This is a genomic window from Clostridium nigeriense (assembly GCF_050585245.1).
In the GTDB taxonomy this organism is placed as follows: domain Bacteria; phylum Bacillota; class Clostridia; order Clostridiales; family Clostridiaceae; genus Clostridium; species Clostridium nigeriense_A.
The window spans coordinates 186,691-204,022 of record NZ_JBNOOF010000007.1 but is presented as its reverse complement, the minus strand read 5'-3'; the positions used below and the strand labels follow the sequence as shown (position 1 = coordinate 204,022).

General features: G+C 30.1%; 11 protein-coding genes, 3 tRNA genes and 1 other annotated feature. All 14 genes read right to left on the bottom strand.

Annotated features, from left to right (window positions below; translation table 11 throughout):
• Window positions 1–634 precede the first annotated feature (634 nt).
• The 14 genes from murD to spoIIE all read right to left on the bottom strand — a co-directional run bounded on the left by murD (window position 635) and on the right by spoIIE (window position 16,883).
• On the bottom strand, window positions 635–2,014 hold the full coding sequence (gene murD / locus ACQPUY_RS12525) for a UDP-N-acetylmuramoyl-L-alanine--D-glutamate ligase (RefSeq protein ID WP_430841566.1): 1,380 nt from the start codon (window positions 2,012–2,014) through the stop codon (window positions 635–637).
• Window positions 2,015–2,204: 190 nt separating this feature from the next.
• Window positions 2,205–3,596, bottom strand: a complete 1,392-nt coding sequence (locus ACQPUY_RS12520; RefSeq protein ID WP_430841565.1) for a glycine--tRNA ligase — start codon at window positions 3,594–3,596, stop codon at window positions 2,205–2,207.
• Between the two features lie 44 nt (window positions 3,597–3,640).
• Window positions 3,641–3,808: a binding site (T-box leader), on the bottom strand.
• Window positions 3,809–3,910: 102 nt separating this feature from the next.
• Window positions 3,911–3,985 (bottom strand) — tRNA-Asn (locus ACQPUY_RS12515).
• A 29-nt stretch (window positions 3,986–4,014) separates the two neighbouring features.
• A tRNA-Asn gene (locus tag ACQPUY_RS12510) sits at window positions 4,015–4,089 on the bottom strand.
• 27 nt (window positions 4,090–4,116) lie between these two features.
• Window positions 4,117–4,191 (bottom strand) — tRNA-Asn (locus tag ACQPUY_RS12505).
• Between the two features lie 186 nt (window positions 4,192–4,377).
• On the bottom strand, window positions 4,378–5,883 hold the full coding sequence (gene lysS, locus ACQPUY_RS12500) for a lysine--tRNA ligase (RefSeq protein ID WP_430841564.1): 1,506 nt from the start codon (window positions 5,881–5,883) through the stop codon (window positions 4,378–4,380).
• Window positions 5,884–5,896: 13 nt separating this feature from the next.
• Entirely contained in the window at window positions 5,897–6,379 is a 483-nt protein-coding gene (gene greA / locus ACQPUY_RS12495) for a transcription elongation factor GreA (protein WP_430841563.1), read from the bottom strand.
• Window positions 6,380–6,619: 240 nt separating this feature from the next.
• Window positions 6,620–7,597, bottom strand: a complete 978-nt coding sequence (gene dusB, locus ACQPUY_RS12490) for a tRNA dihydrouridine synthase DusB (protein ID WP_430841562.1) — start codon at window positions 7,595–7,597, stop codon at window positions 6,620–6,622.
• Window positions 7,598–7,603: 6 nt separating this feature from the next.
• Entirely contained in the window at window positions 7,604–8,383 is a 780-nt protein-coding gene (locus tag ACQPUY_RS12485; protein ID WP_430841561.1) for a type III pantothenate kinase, read from the bottom strand.
• Window positions 8,384–8,515: 132 nt separating this feature from the next.
• Window positions 8,516–10,186: a formate--tetrahydrofolate ligase gene (locus ACQPUY_RS12480; RefSeq protein WP_430841560.1), complete on the bottom strand. Its 1,671-nt coding sequence runs from the start codon at window positions 10,184–10,186 to the stop codon at window positions 8,516–8,518.
• Window positions 10,187–10,407: 221 nt separating this feature from the next.
• Window positions 10,408–12,210, bottom strand: coding sequence for an ATP-dependent zinc metalloprotease FtsH (ftsH, locus tag ACQPUY_RS12475; protein ID WP_430841559.1), 1,803 nt, complete (start codon window positions 12,208–12,210; stop codon window positions 10,408–10,410).
• A 61-nt stretch (window positions 12,211–12,271) separates the two neighbouring features.
• The gene (hpt, locus tag ACQPUY_RS12470) at window positions 12,272–12,808 is read right to left on the bottom strand and encodes a hypoxanthine phosphoribosyltransferase (RefSeq protein WP_430841558.1); all 537 of its coding nucleotides are present in this window, start codon (window positions 12,806–12,808) and stop codon (window positions 12,272–12,274) included.
• A 4-nt stretch (window positions 12,809–12,812) separates the two neighbouring features.
• Entirely contained in the window at window positions 12,813–14,201 is a 1,389-nt protein-coding gene (tilS, locus tag ACQPUY_RS12465; protein ID WP_430841557.1) for a tRNA lysidine(34) synthetase TilS, read from the bottom strand.
• Between the two features lie 297 nt (window positions 14,202–14,498).
• On the bottom strand, window positions 14,499–16,883 hold the full coding sequence (gene spoIIE / locus ACQPUY_RS12460; RefSeq protein ID WP_430841556.1) for a stage II sporulation protein E: 2,385 nt from the start codon (window positions 16,881–16,883) through the stop codon (window positions 14,499–14,501).
• Window positions 16,884–17,332: the final 449 nt, after the last annotated feature.

The following is a 17,332-nucleotide window of genomic DNA, read 5'->3' as shown; positions in this document are numbered from 1 at the left end:
AGCGTTCGTCCTGAGCCAGGATCAAACTCTCAATAAAAAGTTTAATCTGTTGCTCAAATTACCTTGAGTCTTAATTTAAAGACTTAAAAGAATTGCTGGTTTATTTTATACTTAACTTATATTCTGTTCAATTTTCAAAGATCTAAGTCTTATCGACTTGCTTATTTATAATAACATTTCAACTCTCAATTGTCAACACTTTTTTGTTGCAATTTTTTGTTGTTATTTCGCCGTCGTTCCCGACGACGCTATTTATATTATCACGATTATTTCACAATAATATACCTAAATTCCTATATTATTCAATATTATACTTATTATTCTTCATTTTTCTTATTAATTCTCATTTTTTTATATAATGATACACCTGGCAAAGTTATTGTTATTATATATATCTCTCTAATAAAAAGAACTCTATTTCATTATTAATTATCAATATTTTCTCAATTTCATTTTAATAATATATATGTAAATTCTATATATTATTTATATAAATCTAGAAACATAAATATTTTTGCTATAATAAATACTTTTTTCCTAATAACTTAGTAATATCACAAAAATAAAATATAGAAATAGCTGTACTAAATATATCAAATTCGAAATTAGATAATTCAATACAGCTCAATTATTTTTACTTTAAATTTTTAACTATTTCCTTATACTTATTACCTCTTACTTCAAAGTTAGGAAACATATCAAACGATGCACAAGCAGGTGATAATGTAACTATATCCCCCTCTTTTGCAATATCCTTAGCTTTAAGTACAGCCTCTTCTAAACTTTCTACAGAAACTATAGGTACTTCTATACCTTTCTCTATCTTAAGTTTATCAAAAGCTTCTTTAATCAAATCCTTAGTAGCACCTAAAAGAATTAACTCCTTTATATATGGATATCCATTTTCCGCTAATGGTTCAAAAGGAATATTTTTATCATATCCTCCAGCAATTAAAATAACTTTTTTTTCAAAGGCAAATAATCCTGCTAATGCTCTTGTTGGATTAGATGCAATAGAGTCGTTGTAATACTTAACCCCTTTAAGTTCTCTAACAAATTCACATCTATGCTCTACTCCTCCAAAAGTTTTAGCTACCCTTTTCATAACTTCAATAGAAACTTCATCCTTAGTTGCTAAAAATGCAGCTAAATAATTTTCTACATTATGAATACCATTAATTATGATATCATCCTTCTCGCATACTTCTTTATCATCTACATATAAAATATTATCTTTAAAATAAGCACCTTTCTCAATCTTTCTCTTAGAGCTAAATTCTCTAACTTCCCCCTTTGCTTCACTAACAAAACTATGAGTTATATCATTCTCTCTGTTCAAGATTAGAATTCCACTTTTATCTTGATATAAGAATATATTTTTCTTAGCATTTATATATTCATCCATATCCTTATGCATATCTAAATGATTTGGAGCTAAATTAGTAACTACTGCTACATCTATAGGTGTGTCCATAGTCATAAGTTGGAAACTTGATAATTCTAGTACTACCTTATCTTCCTCCTTTATTTCCTCTACATTAGCAAATAAAGGAGTACCAATATTTCCTCCAACCCAAGTTTTATATCCTGCTTCCATAAGAATCTTAGATATAATAGTTGTAGTTGTAGTTTTCCCATCACTACCTGTAACTCCAAAAATCTTTCCTTTGCAGTACTTAACAAACTCCTCCATTTCTGATGTTATATATGCCCCTTCTTCCTTAACTCTAATCAAGGCTTCACAATCTATTCTCATAGATGGAGTCTTAAACACAACTTCAAACCCTGTAAGCCTATCTAAGTATCCTTCTCCTAGCTCAAGTGTAACAGATAATCTATCAAATTCATCTGCAACATCTCCAAGTTCTTTTCTACTTTTCTTATCAAAAGCTGTTACTTTTGCTCCTAATTTAACTAAAAATCTTATAAGAGGTATATTACTAACTCCAATTCCTACAACAGCTACCCTCTTATCTTTTATAAATTCCTTAAATTCATCAAATGGCTTCTTCATACTATTCCTCCAACCATATCTATATAAAAATATTATATTATAATCATACAACTTTGATAATGGGAGTCCCCCCTAGTTTACTCATTAGAAACTAATTCATATTATAAGTCTGTCCCAATTCTTTATAATTATAACACTTTAATTTACTAAATACAAAAAGGTGAGCTTTTGAACTCACCTTTTAAAAAAATTAAAATTCTAAACTTTTTTCAATATAAGATTCTAACTCAGAAATCTTAACTCTTTCTTGCTCCATAGTATCTCTATTTCTAATAGTAACAGCTTCATCTTCTAAAGTATCAAAATCTATTGTTATACAGAAAGGAGTCCCTATCTCATCTTGTCTTCTATATCTCTTACCTATACTTCCTGCTTCATCATACTCTAAGTTAAACTTCTTGCTTAAATCAGCATATACTTCTAAAGCCTTTTCTGAAAGCTTCTTTGAAAGTGGTAAAATAGCAGCTTTGTATGGTGCTAATGCCGGATGTAAATGCATAACAGTTCTAACATCTCCACCTTCCAACTCTTCTTCATCATATGCATCAACTAAGAATGCTAAAGCAACTCTATCAGCTCCTAAAGATGGTTCAATTACGTAAGGAACATACTTTTCGTTAGTTGTTGGATCTAAATAGTTCATATCTTGGCCTGAATGTTCTTGATGCTTCTTAAGGTCATAATCTGTTCTATCAGCTATTCCCCATAATTCACCCCATCCAAATGGGAATAAATATTCAATATCTGATGTTGCATTAGAATAGAAAGATAATTCTTCTTCACCATGATCTCTCATCCTTAAGCTTGCTTCATTAACTCCTAAATTCAATAGGAAATTAAAGCAATAATCTTTCCAATACTTAAACCATTCTAAATCTGTTCCTGGCTTACAGAAGAATTCTAATTCCATTTGTTCAAATTCTCTAGTTCTAAATGTAAAGTTTCCTGGTGTTATTTCATTTCTGAAAGACTTACCTATTTGTGCAATACCAAATGGGACCTTCTTTCTTGATGATCTTTGAACTGATTTAAAGTTTACGAATATACCTTGAGCAGTTTCTGGTCTTAAGTATATTGTGCTAGCTGAGTCTTCTGTAATACCTTGGAAAGTTTTAAACATCAAGTTAAACTTTCTTATATCTGTATAGTTTAACTTTCCACACTTAGGACATACAATATTATTCTTTTCGATATAATCCTTTAATTGTTCATTAGTCCATCCATCTGCACTAGCAACTTCTGCACCATTTTCAGTCATATGATCTTCTACTAATTTATCAGCTCTAAATCTCGCCTTACATTCCTTACAATCCATTAAAGGATCTGAGAATCCACCAACGTGTCCTGACGCAACCCATACTTCTGGATTCATTAATATAGCACAGTCTACTCCTACATTATAAGGGCTTTCTTGAACAAATTTCTTCCACCAAGCTTTTTTTACATTGTTTTTAAATTCAACTCCTAACGGACCATAATCCCAAGAGTTTGCTAATCCTCCATATATTTCTGAGCCAGGAAATACAAATCCTCTACTTTTACAAAGAGCAACGATTTTTTCCATAGTTTTTTCTACTGCCATTTTCATACCTCCAATTTTTTTGTAAATAAAAAAGGCCCTAAACCTAAAGGGACGAAATTACAATTCCGCGGTTCCACCCTTCTTGGCTCTAGCCCAACTTTCAATATCATAATACTCGAAAGCGCCCTTCAACTTAACTTTATAGCAATTTTCACCTAACATCGCCTCTCTAAAATAAATTTAAGCCTACTCCTCTTTGTCACAGTATTTATTAAATTATATATTCATTTTACCAAAAGCCATTTATATGTCAAGCAAAAAGAGCCTTATAACAATAGATAATTTATCTACTCTTATAAAGCTCTTTTATAAAATGGCTCCGTGGAGAGGATTCGAACCTCCAACCTATCGGTTAACAGCCGAGTGCTCCACCATTGAGCTACCACGGAATATTTTATAAATAATTTTAAAATTAAATTGGCTCCGTGGAGAGGATTCGAACCTCCAACCTATCGGTTAACAGCCGAGTGCTCCACCATTGAGCTACCACGGAATACTATAAATAATTTTAAAATTAAACTGGCTCCGCGAAGAGGATTCGAACCTCCAACCTATCGGTTAACAGCCGAGTGCTCCACCGTTGAGCTATCGCGGATTATTTACTACATTAGTTATTATATCAACTTTTATTAATATTGCAAGTCTTTTTTATTAAAAATTTTTCTTTATTTTTTATTCTACTCTATATTTATTTTAAAACTCTCTATTTTTCTATGTTTAGCGAAATAAACTTAAAAAATTTTCCTAAAAAGTAAAAAAGCTGAGTTTTCTCAGCTTTTTACTACTTAACTGGTTTCATAGTTGGGAACATTATAATGTCTCTTATTGATGCTGAATCTGTTAAGAACATTATAAGTCTATCTATACCTATACCTAATCCACCTGTTGGAGGCATTCCTGTTTCTAATGCACTCATAAATTCTTCATCTATCATATAAGCTTCATCATCGCCTAGTTCTCTTTCTTTTTCTTGTTGATTAAATCTTTCTCTTTGAACTATTGGATCATTTAATTCTGAATATGCATTACATATTTCTCTACCAAATACAAAACCTTCAAATCTTTCAGTAAACATTTCATTACCTCTCTTTTTCTTTGTAAGAGGTGATATTTCTACTGGATAATCGCAGATGAATGTTGGTTGAATCATATGTTGCTCGCAATATTCTTCATATAAAGCATTTAAAACTTCACCTTTTGTAACATGTGCTAAATTCTTTTTAAATTCTAAATTCTTTTCTTTAGCAATCGCTTGAGCTTCTTCATTAGATGATATTATATTAAAATCAATGCCTGTATGCTCTTTTACTGCATCTACCATTGTTATTCTTCTCCAAGGTGGTGCAAAATCTATTTCTGTACCTTGATACATAACCTTAGTAGTTCCATTTACTTTTTCACATACATAAGCCACCATATTCTCAGTGATTTCCATCATATCATTATAATCAGCAAAAGCTTCATATAATTCTATCATAGTAAATTCAGGATTATGTCTTACTGACATTCCTTCATTTCTGAAAGTTCTTCCCATATCATAAACTTTTTCTAATCCCGCTACTATAGCTCTCTTTAGATATAACTCTGGAGCTATTCTTAGGTACATATCAATATCTAAAGTATTGTGATGAGTTATAAAAGGTCTTGCTGAAGCTCCACCCGCTATTGTTGAAAGCATAGGTGTTTCTACTTCTATAAAACCTCTATTGTCTAAAAATTCTCTAATACCCTTTAGTATAGCTGCTCTTTTAATAAAGTTTAGCTTAACTTCTGGATTAGAAATCATATCTACTTCTCTTTGTCTATATCTTAAATCCGGATCCTTTAATCCATGCCATTTTTCTGGTAATGGTTTTAAAGACTTACAAATTAATTCAAAGCTCTTAACCTTTACTGAAACTTCTCCAGTTTTAGTTTTGAAAACTTCTCCTGTTGCAACTACCCAATCTCCAAGGTCATAAGTTTTATATGACTTTAAAGCTTCTTCTCCAACTTCATCTATTTTAATAAATAATTGAATTCTTCCATCTCTATCATGGATGTCAGAAAATACAACTTTACCCTGACCTCTTTTAGACATAATTCTTCCAGCTACAGTAACTATAGAACCTTCTAAATTGTCATAGTTTTTCTTAACCTCTTCTGACATATGAGTTCTGTTAACTTTATATACATCAAAAGGATCCTTACCTTGTTTTTGTAGTTCTGATAATTTTTCTCTTCTTAAAGCTTCTTGCTCATTGAACTGAGATTCCAATTCTTGTAAACTCATTTCCTCAGTTGACATTGATATCCCTCCGTTACTCTCTTCTTATTCCTAAAACTTCAAACTTATTAACTCCACCTGGAACTAAAACCTCTACTACTTCTCCAACCTTTTTACCTAATAAAGCTAATCCTACTGGTGATTCATTTGATATTTTAAAATTCATAGGATCTGCTTCCGCTGAACCTACTATTGAATATTCAACTTCTTCATCAAACTCATAATCCTTAACTTTAACTATTGTTCCAACTGAAACCTTATCTGTAGGTATTTCTGATTCATCAACAACTACAGCATTTTTAAGCATATTTTCTAATTGTATGATTCTTCCTTCCGTGAACGCTTGTTCATTTTTAGCTTCATCATACTCTGAGTTTTCACTTAAATCTCCATAACCTAAAGCAACTTTTATTTTTTCTGTTATTTCTTTTCTTTTAACAGTTTTTAAAAATTCTAATTCTTCTTCTAATTTCTTAACACCCTCGTATGTCATTACGAATTTTTTAGTTTCACTCATGATTTTCTCCCCTTCAAATTCTTCTTTATTAAAAAACTAACAATAAGTCTTATATTGTCAAAATCATTTAAAACATTATAAATCAGCAAATAATATCTGTCAACTAATCCGAAATATAAGTATTCTCTTAAGTAGAGTTTATTTCTAGGTTAGTCGACAGATATATATTATTCTTGTTTTTAATATATTTATTCATAAAAATCTTTTATATTCAAATTTCTATAAATTTATCCTATATTATTAATAAAGTTTCATTAGTTCTTCTCTGTAATTATTTAAAACTTCAGCTACAGCATTACTTTCATCTAATGAATTTATAACAGCTCTTATATCATTACTCTTAGGCATTCCCTTCAAATACCAAGAAGAATGTTTCCTCATCTCTCTTACTGCTTTCTTTTCTCCGTCATATTTAATTGCTAACTCATAATGTCGCAAGCACATATTAATTTTATCTGAATAACTTATTTCTTCTGCCTCTAATCCTTTTAACTTATTTTCAATTTGCTTAAATATCCAAGGATTCCCCATACTTCCTCTAGCAACCATTATCCCATCACAATTAGTTTTTCTCTTAAGTTCCAAAGCATCTTCTGGGGTAAATACATCTCCGTTTCCTATTACAGGTACAGATACAGCTTCTTTTACCTTACCTATTATATCCCAATCTGCCTTTCCTTCATACATTTGTTCTTTAGTTCTTCCATGTATTGCTACTGCATCAACGCCAGCATCTTCGAGATATTTTGCAAATTCTACAGCATTTATACTACCTTCATCAAAACCCTTTCTAAACTTAACTGTAACTGGTTTTGTAGATACCTTTTTAATTTCTCTAACAATATTTGCAGCTAACTCAGGATGTTTTAATAGAGCTGAACCCTCTCCATTCTTAGTTATCTTATTAACAGGACATCCCATATTTATGTCTATTAAGCTTATATCTTCTCTTTCATTAAAGTGTCTTTGTACAACCTCAGCCATTATCTTTGGGTTATTTCCAAAAATTTGTACAGCTACCGGACTTTCTTCTTCCGATATTCTAAGTAATGATTTCGTGTTTTCATTTTCATAGTATAATGCCTTAGCACTTACCATCTCAGTGTAAACTAAACCACATCCCATCTCCTTACATAAGCCTCTAAAGGATATATCTGTTACTCCTGCCATAGGTGCCAGAAAAACATTATTTTCAAATTCTAGATTACCAATTTTCATACTATACTACTCCTTGTTTTTTTCGTATATTATTCTTAACCCCTCCAATGTTAAACTAGAATCTACCTTATCTATAACTTCAGTTTCTTTTGCAATTAAATTTGCTAATCCACCTGTTGCTACTACTAAAGGTTCATCTGAACCAAGATCTTTCATCTCATTTTTCATTTTCCTAACTATATACTCTACCTGCCCTATATATCCATATATTATTCCTGCTTGCATACTAGATATAGTGTTTTTACATATTAAACTTTTTGGTGTTTCAAGTTCTACTCTAGGTAACTTTGCCGCTCTGTCAAATAAAGCGTCTGAAGCAATTCTAATACCTGGTGTTATACATCCACCTAAATAATTAGCTTCCCTAGTTAAAGCACAAAATGTAGTTGCTGTACCAAAATCTATTATTATTAGATCCTTTTTATACTTATCATGGGCAGCCACAGCATTTACAATTCTATCAGCACCTACCTCCTTAGGGTTATCGTACTTAATATTAATTCCTGTTTTAACCCCAGGTCCTACTATTATAGGATTCATTCCAAAACTCTTCTTTATCATATTTTCTAAAGAATGCATAATATTAGGAACAACTGATGATATTATTATTCCTTTCACCTCTTTAGGGTTTAGTTCGCTTTGATGAAAAAGCTGCATAAATTGAATAGAATACTCATCTGATGTCTTCTTTGCATCTGTTGAAATTCTCCAACCTGCAATATTTTTTGAATCTTTATATAATCCTAAAACAATATTCGTATTACCAACGTCCACTACTAGTATCATACAAGCACCACCTTAATACAATTAAAAGCAGCTTTGAAAGCTGCCTTGTTTAAATAAATATAATCTCAATAAATTTAACAATTTAATTTTAACAATTACAGATTATTTGTCAAGTGTTGTAAATTCCATATATTAAAATAATCCTATTATTTCACCATTATCTAATATGTCCATTTTATTAGCGGCTGGAACTTTAGGAAGTCCCGGCATAGTCATTATATCTCCATTTAATGCTACTATGAATCCAGCTCCATTAGAAACTCTTACTTCTCTTACAGTTACTTCAAAATTTTCTGGTCTTCCTTTTAAATTTGGGTTATCTGATAATGAATATTGAGTTTTTGCCATACAAATAGGTAGTTTATCAAGTCCGAATTTTTCAAGTTCTTCAATTTGCTTTTTAGCATTTGGAGTAATTATCACACCTTTTGCCCCATATATTTCTTTTGCTATAGTCCCTATTTTATTTACAATACTATCTTCCACTTCATAAATTGCTTTAAAATTAGATTTCTCATTTTCAAGTATATCACAAACTACTTCTCCCAGCTCTATTCCGCCTTCGCCACCTTTGCCCCATACATCCGACAAAGCAACCTTGGCTCCCAGCTTATTACAATACTCTTTTACAAATGCAATTTCTTCATCACTATCGCTTACAAACTTGTTAATAGCAACTACTACTGGTACATTATATTTTTTTATATTTTCAATCTGTTTTTCTAAATTACTAATTCCTTTTCTTAAAGCATCTACATTTGGTGTGCTTAACATTTCTTTAGAAACTCCACCGTGATTTTTCAAAGCTCTCACAGTTGCCACTATAACTACACAATTTGGTTCTAAATCACCATATCTACATTTTATATCTAAGAACTTTTCAGCTCCTAAATCTGCACCAAATCCTGCTTCAGTGATAACTATATCACCAAGTTTTAAAGCCATCTTAGTAGCTATTATTGAATTACATCCATGAGCTATGTTAGCGAATGGCCCTCCATGAATTATAGCAGGAGTATTTTCCAAAGTTTGAACTAAATTAGGTTTTATAGCATCCTTCATAAGTAATGCCATAGCTCCTTGTATATTTAATTGTTTCGCATATACTGGATTTCCATCTAAATCATAAGCTATTAGAATATTCCCCATTCTCTCTTTAAGATCACGTAGACTATTGGATAAACATAATATAGCCATTATTTCTGACGCAACAGTAATCATAAAGCCATCTTCTCTTAAAAATCCATTTAGCTTTCCACCTAAACCAACAACTATACTTCTTAAAGCTCTATCATTCATATCAATAACTCTTTTAAAAACTATTCTTCTTGAATCAATTCTCAAATCATTTCCTTGATGTATATGATTATCAATAGCTGCTGCTAATAAATTATTAGCACTAGTTATAGCATGCATGTCTCCTGTAAAATGTAAATTTATATCTTCCATTGGAACTACTTGTGCATAACCACCACCAGCAGCACCTCCTTTTATTCCAAATACTGGTCCAAGCGAAGGTTCTCTTAATGCTATTACAGCATTCTTACCCATTTTGCAAAGAGCCTGACCTAATCCTACAGTAACAGTGGATTTACCTTCTCCTGCTGGAGTTGGATTAATAGCTGTTACTAATACTAATTTTCCATCCTTCTTTTCTTTATTTTTATTAAATATATCTAAAGATAATTTACATTTATATTTTCCGTACTGCTCTATATCATCTTCTGATAGATTCAACCTAGCCGCAATTTTACTTATAGGTTCCATCTTAGCCTCTTGAGCTATTTGTATATCACTCTTCATATTAATACACTCCTATTTACATAATTATTACATTCTTATTCTTTACATAAATTATATCACTTAAACTAAAATATTTAAACATCGTTTCGAATATTTTAATATTTAAATTTCTTATTGTTCGTATTTTCAAGATAATTAAACTATTTGTTATATGATTATCATATTATAATTCGTATTTATAAAAATTAAGGGACAGTCTTCCGACTATCCCTTAATCAGTATTAACTTGCGTTGAATATTCTTGCGAATTCTTCTCCGTCAATTTTTTCTTTTTCTAATAAAGCTGCTGCTACAGCATGAAGTTTATCAATATTTTGACTTAATAAAGTTTCAGCTCTTTGATATGCTTCATCTATAAATTTCTTAACTTCTCTATCTATTTCAGTTCCAACTTCCTCACTGAAGTTTCTTCCATGTCCTAAGCTTCTTCCTAAGAACACTTCATTATTATCTGCTCCATAAGATATAGTTCCAAGCTTTTCACTCATACCATATTCCATTACCATAGCTCTAGCAATAGCACTTGCCCTATCTATATCATTTTTAGCTCCTGTAGAAATATCAGTAAGTATAAGTTTTTCTGCTACTCTACCACCAAGTAATCCTACCATTTCATCTCTTAATTTTTCCTTAGAAGTATATGATCTATCTTCATCAGGTAAATGCATAGTGTAACCACCAGCCATACCTCTTGGAATTATACTTATTTCATGGACTGGATCTGCATGTTCTAAAAGATTCATAACTACTGCGTGGCCTGCTTCATGATAAGCTGTAAGCTTTTTATCATAATCATTAATCACTCTACTCTTCTTTTCTGGACCAGCTATTACTCTAGTTATAGCTTCTTCAAATTCTTGCATTCCAATTAGTTTTTCATTTCTTCTAACTGATAATAAAGCTGCTTCATTAGCTAAATTTTCTATATCTGCTCCAGTAAATCCAGGAGTTCTCTTAGCTAACACCTTTAAATCTACATCTTCTGCTAAAGGTTTCTTTTTAGTATGAACCTTTAGTATTTCTTCTCTACCCTTAACATCTGGAGCTCCAACAACTATTTGTCTATCAAATCTACCAGGTCTTAATAGAGCAGGGTCAAGAATATCAGGTCTATTTGTTGCTGCAATCATTATAATTCCTTCGTTAGCTCCAAAGCCATCCATTTCAACTAATAATTGATTCAAAGTTTGTTCTCTTTCATCATGTCCACCACCAAGACCTGCTCCTCTTTGTCTACCAACAGCATCAATTTCATCAATAAATACTAATGATGGAGCACTCTTTTTAGCTTGTTCAAATAAATCTCTAACTCTTGATGCACCTACACCAACAAACATTTCAACGAAATCTGAACCTGATATACTATAAAATGGAACTCCTGCTTCTCCAGCTATAGCTTTAGCAAGCAATGTTTTACCTGTTCCTGGCGGACCAACTAATAATACACCCTTAGGAATTCTAGCTCCCATTTCAGTATATTTTGATGGTTGTTTTAAGAAATCAACTATTTCTTCTAACTCTTGCTTTTCTTCATCTGCGCCAGCAACATCATCAAATGTAACTCTCTTAGCATCTGGAGGCATTACTTTTGCTCTACTTTTTCCAAAGTTCATAACACCTCTTCCACTACCTCCACCTTGAGATTGTTGTGTCATCATAAAGAAGAATACAAACACCAATCCCATCATTATTAATGTAGGAATTAAACTTATCCACAAACTACTATTTGAAGGTTGCTTAAAATCTACCTTTATATCATCTTTTGGATTTTGAGACATTAACATTTGCACCATTTCACTAGGAGCATATGTATTGAATTGTTTATTATCTCTTGTTTTACCTGAAATAAGCATCTTATCAGGATGCACTACAACACTTTCTATCTGATCATTAACCCATTTTTGTTGAAAATCACTGTATGATATTTCATCTGCAGTTCTACCACTATTCCATAAGAAAGTCGCGGAAAAGAACAATATCAGAATTACAAATATCCATACTGTTGCACTTGAATATTTTTTCATTCAAGGCCCCCCTTTCTACTAGTTTTTATTATATTGCACTATTATACTATATTTCATAATACTATTTATATACTTCTTCTTTTAATATACCTACATATGGTAAATTTCTATATTTTTCAGCGTAATCTAATCCATAACCAACTAAAAACTCATCTGGAACTTCAAATCCGCAATATTTTACGTTTATATCTACCTTTCGTCTAGATGGTTTAGTTAATAATGTAACTATTTCAACACTATTTGCCTTTCTAGCTGTTAAATACTTTAATAAGTAATCTAATGTAACTCCACTGTCTATTATATCCTCTACTATAATTATGTCTTTTCCCTCAATGCTATGCTCTAAATCTTTTAATATTCTAACTACTCCTGAAGTTTCAGTAGAGTTTCCATAGCTAGATACAGCCATAAAGTCTATTTCACATGGTACCGTAATATTTTTAATTAGTTCAGATGCAAATAGAACTGAACCTTTCAAAATTCCAACTATCAGTAAATCTTTACTTTCATAATCTTTACTAATAACACTTCCCAATTCCCTAACTTTTTCTAAGATTTGTTCTTCTGTAAGTAATACTTTCTTTATGTCCCTTATCATATTCCTATTCCTTTCTAGCAAACATTATTTTTATAATATTTTTAGTTTCTTTAGTTATTTTAAACTTCTCTGAAACTTTATGCTCTACTAACCAAGCTATTTCATCATCAAAACATAAAATAGGAATATCATCTCTTCTATCTATAGGTATTTTTAAATCCATAAAAATATCCTTAAGCTTTTTAGTCCCCTTCATTCCAAGCGGAACCATTTTATCCCCATTTTTTCTTTTTCTAATTACTATTCTCTCTTTTATCTTATCATAATCAAAATATTTTATTAATACATTATTAGAAAATTCTATATTATTTTTATTATTTAATATAATAAAACTTATACTATAATCTTCATAACTTATATAATTATTATCCAATTGATTTTTATTTAAGATAATCTCGTTATATTCTTTTCCTTGAACCTTCTTAAACTTTAAATATATATCTCCATATATGTTTTCAGCTATTATCCCATGAGGAAGGTTAATTCTTTTATTTGTAGAGTTATTTGCTAGTGAGATCACTTCAAAAATATGCTTCATCTCAAAATTAGTATGCTTACCCGAAAATTCTATAAATGACTTTTTTATAAGCCTAGTTAAAAGCGCCTTCTCTACAGAAAAAGCTTCTTTTGATATAATTATGTTATTTCTATTAATTGTGCAATACTTTTTATAAATATTATTACACTCTTTTTCAATAAAGTCATTATCTATTTGTAATAAATTTGCCATTCTATTTATTGTTTCTACTACATCTTTATTGAAGTTTTTTTTCATATAAGGAAGAATATCTAATCTTACTTTATTTCTACTATATATATTTTCTAAATTACTTTTATCTATTCTAGGATTTAAATTATTTATTTCGCAATACTCTTCTATTTCATCTCTAGATAGACATAGTATAGGCCTTATAATTTCACCATCTCTTTTACTTCTGATTCCACAAAGACCTTCAATACCTGTTCCTCTCATAATATTCATCAGTATAGTTTCAGCCTGATCATTAGAATTATGTGCTACAGCTATTTTATTATAACCATTTTCCTTACTAATAAGTTTAAAAAATTTATAGCGCTCTTCTCTTCCTGCTAATTCGTGAGATATATTATTTTCCTTAGATATTTTATCAATATCTATACTTTTAGAGAAAAAACTCACTCCCAACTTTTCGCATAATTTTCTTGCATACTCCTCATCCTTTAAAGCTTCTTCTCCTCTAAGCATGTGATTTACATGAGCTGCACCTATCTCAATTTCAAAAAAAACTTTAAGCTGATAAAGTATATTTAACAAGCAAACTGAATCAGGTCCACCAGATAGAGCTACTAGAACCTTATCTCCTTTTTGTATTAAATCATTTTCAATTACAAAAGCCTTTACCTTGTTTATCACAACAAAACTCCTCAGTATATTTATTTTAATATATAATATAATAACCTTAAGATTTTCATCTGTAAACAAGATTTCTTAACTAATTCTTACAATTTTATAAAGAACAAGTAACCCAATATATTTTTTTCTTATTTAATTATATATTTATATATATAAAACACAAAATAGGATAAATATTATCTCCCCTTAGGTTGAATAGCTCCAAGTTGTCATAATATCTATCCCACTATATTTCAAAGGTAATAATCTCTTATTATTTAAAATTACATTTATTCTCTTACAATATATTGGTTCATTTTAATATACTGAATATATTTTAGATACCAATACAGTCATATCATCTTTAACTTTTCCTCCACTTAAAACCATAGCCTTTTCCAAAATATCTCTAGATAAAGTCGAAGGATTAGTATCTGCATATTCTAAATATTCCTCTAACCATGAATAGCTTCCAATATTATTCTTATCTATATCTAATACTCCATCACTAATAGACACTACTATATCACCATGTTTTAATCTAAATTTTTCCGGACTTACATCTACTCTATCTAAGATTCCAAAAGGTAGACTATTAGACTTAATAACCTTTATTTCTTTACCCCTCTTTATAAAGCTCACTACTCCACCTACCTTTATAAATTCAGCTTCTCCATTATATAAATCTACTATATTTAAATCCATAGTAGTAAATTTTTCATCCTCATTAAATTTCATAGACATTATTGAATTAACCGTATCAATAGCAGTTTTCTCACTGAAACCATTTTCAATAAATTTCTCAATTAAATCTACAGCTAACCCACTTTCCATTCTTGCTTCTGGTCCCGATCCCATTCCATCACTAATTATACTTATATAAGTTCCATCATTATTTTTAGAAAAACTATAGCTATCACCTATATAAGTTTCACCATCCTTCGCTTTTACAGCTGCATAAGACGTCATATGATATTTAGCAGTTTCTTCTATTATTACAGAACACTCTCCTGTACCTGGATCTATCCTACCCCCATTATTAGATATAGAAACCGGGACTTTAACCAAGGTATTAACTACCGGAAGTATAGTTTTAGCACAATACCTTTCAGCTTCACAATTAGTTGTTGTAACTTTTATCTTCATTCTTCCACGCCTATCTAAATAAGAAAACACATCTGTGTAATCAATCTTGCTTCTATTAAAGGCTTTTCTCAATATCTTATCTATTTCAGTGCATATAGATATATCCTTTTCAAAATCTCTAGCCATATCTTCAATTGTAGTAGAAATATTATTTATATGATTAGCAATTATATTTCTTCCTTCAATTAATCTAGTTTTTAATGCTTCATTAACTGTATAGTTATTCACTACTTCTTGTGCATTTTTCATCAAACTCCTAGTCTTTACACATTTTTTTTCTAATGTTTTCGGTAAGTAAATATCATTATTTTCACAACTACTTATAAGTTCTGAAAATCCTTCGAAAGTTAAATGTAAATTTCTATCCCAACATCTTTGCCTAAGCTCACAATTATAACAAGCCCTATCAGCTAGATTTTCTACCATTGCAGTACCCTTATTATTTAAAGATAAAATATCGTTTTCTCCTAAATTTAAAATAGAATTTGATAGAGTTGTTAATATAGACTTCATAGAATCTAATCTATCTATAAATTCACCTTTTATACCATTCAAATGAATATCATTAATAGCCTCCGCTTTCTTTTCTTGATTAAACTCCTTACTTATAGCATCAATAATAAATTTAGGAATTGAAACTAAAATTATTATTGCAATCAACACTTCTATTCCCCCATAAATTGAAAAGGAATCTGAGTACATCCAAATTATAAAATAAATTACTATATATGATAGAGAAGAAAAAATTCTACCTGTCTCTTTAAAAACTCCAATTATCAATCCACATAAACTATATAATGTAACAGCTCCTATAATATCATTATTGGTAATTCCTATTATAAATCCCATAGATGCTCCTATGGATGCTCCAAGCCCAGCACCACCTACATATGCAAAAATAGAAATTGTAGTTAATGCCAATATATTTCTAATTTGTATATTAAATAAACCTACATTTCCTATACCTGCAATTAACAAACAAACTAATATACCTATACTTATTATTTCTTCTGTTGAGAATAAGTAGTTACTTTCTAATTCATCAACACAATTCAAAGCATAACTAATCATATATTTAACAGGTATCATAGATATTACCTTTAATATTGAAAATACTACATTAACTCCTAAAGGCTGACTATTTACTATGGAATTATATATAATAAATACTGAAAAAACTAAAAAAAAGCTTATATAATCTCTTTGTTTAATTTCTATCCTATTACAAATTTCTATATAAATCATTACTAAAACAGCTGCCATAGAGTACGCAACTGCTCCTTCTAAGATAGATGATATAGATAAATATCCTAAAACAACACCTAATAGAGCTAGTAATGTACCTCTCCCTCTCTCTTTTTTCAATCCTATAAGATATGCAATACCGAATGGTGCTATCCCCATATCTATAGTTGCTGACAGTAAAACCCTGCTTAATAACAATCCCATTACAAAAGATGTAATAAGGTTTAACGAAGTTCCTTGAACCCTAAGTTCCTTTTTCTTATTTTTATTCTCAACCCTCTTATAAGTTGATACATCTACCCCATATTGCATTTTTTCCCCTCCATATTTCCATAAAATGTAATTTAAATTATAGCACCTTAAATAAAAAATTTATGTCATATGATGTATTATGCATTTTTTTTCGTAGGACAATAATATATAAGATTCCTTATATGAATACATCTTTTCATATAAGGAATCTTATATATTAACTATTTATAATCATTATAAAATTTATTTTTAATATAATTTTGTCACTATTAAATGATTTTTGCAGAAAATTTCTTTTTATCTATATTAATATTCATTTAGTTATTAGCATATACTTACTTTCATTTATTACTCTTCTAATCTTAACAACATATTCATTTACTAATTTATAATTTTCTAAAACAAAAAGCACTTAAGATAAACTTAAGTGCTTTGGTGCTGAAGACCGGAATCGAACCGGTACGGTATCGCTACCGCAGGATTTTAAGTCCTGTGCGTCTGCCTGTTCC

Excerpts from the sequence above, each read along its gene's own strand:
- ACQPUY_RS12485 (WP_430841561.1), bottom strand. The coding sequence starts at position 8,383 with ATGATACTAGTAGTGGACGTTGGTAATACGAATATTGTTTTAGGATTA.
- lysS (WP_430841564.1), bottom strand. The coding sequence starts at position 5,883 with ATGTCAACTGAGGAAATGAGTTTACAAGAATTGGAATCTCAGTTCAAT.
- ACQPUY_RS12520 (WP_430841565.1), bottom strand. The coding sequence starts at position 3,596 with ATGGCAGTAGAAAAAACTATGGAAAAAATCGTTGCTCTTTGTAAAAGT.
- ftsH (WP_430841559.1), bottom strand. The coding sequence starts at position 12,210 with ATGAAAAAATATTCAAGTGCAACAGTATGGATATTTGTAATTCTGATA.
- dusB (WP_430841562.1), bottom strand. The coding sequence starts at position 7,597 with ATGAAAATTGGTAATCTAGAATTTGAAAATAATGTTTTTCTGGCACCT.
- greA (WP_430841563.1), bottom strand. The coding sequence starts at position 6,379 with ATGAGTGAAACTAAAAAATTCGTAATGACATACGAGGGTGTTAAGAAA.
- hpt (WP_430841558.1), bottom strand. The coding sequence starts at position 12,808 with ATGATAAGGGACATAAAGAAAGTATTACTTACAGAAGAACAAATCTTA.
- murD (WP_430841566.1), bottom strand. The coding sequence starts at position 2,014 with ATGAAGAAGCCATTTGATGAATTTAAGGAATTTATAAAAGATAAGAGG.
- spoIIE (WP_430841556.1), bottom strand. The coding sequence starts at position 16,883 with ATGCAATATGGGGTAGATGTATCAACTTATAAGAGGGTTGAGAATAAA.
- ACQPUY_RS12480 (WP_430841560.1), bottom strand. The coding sequence starts at position 10,186 with ATGAAGAGTGATATACAAATAGCTCAAGAGGCTAAGATGGAACCTATA.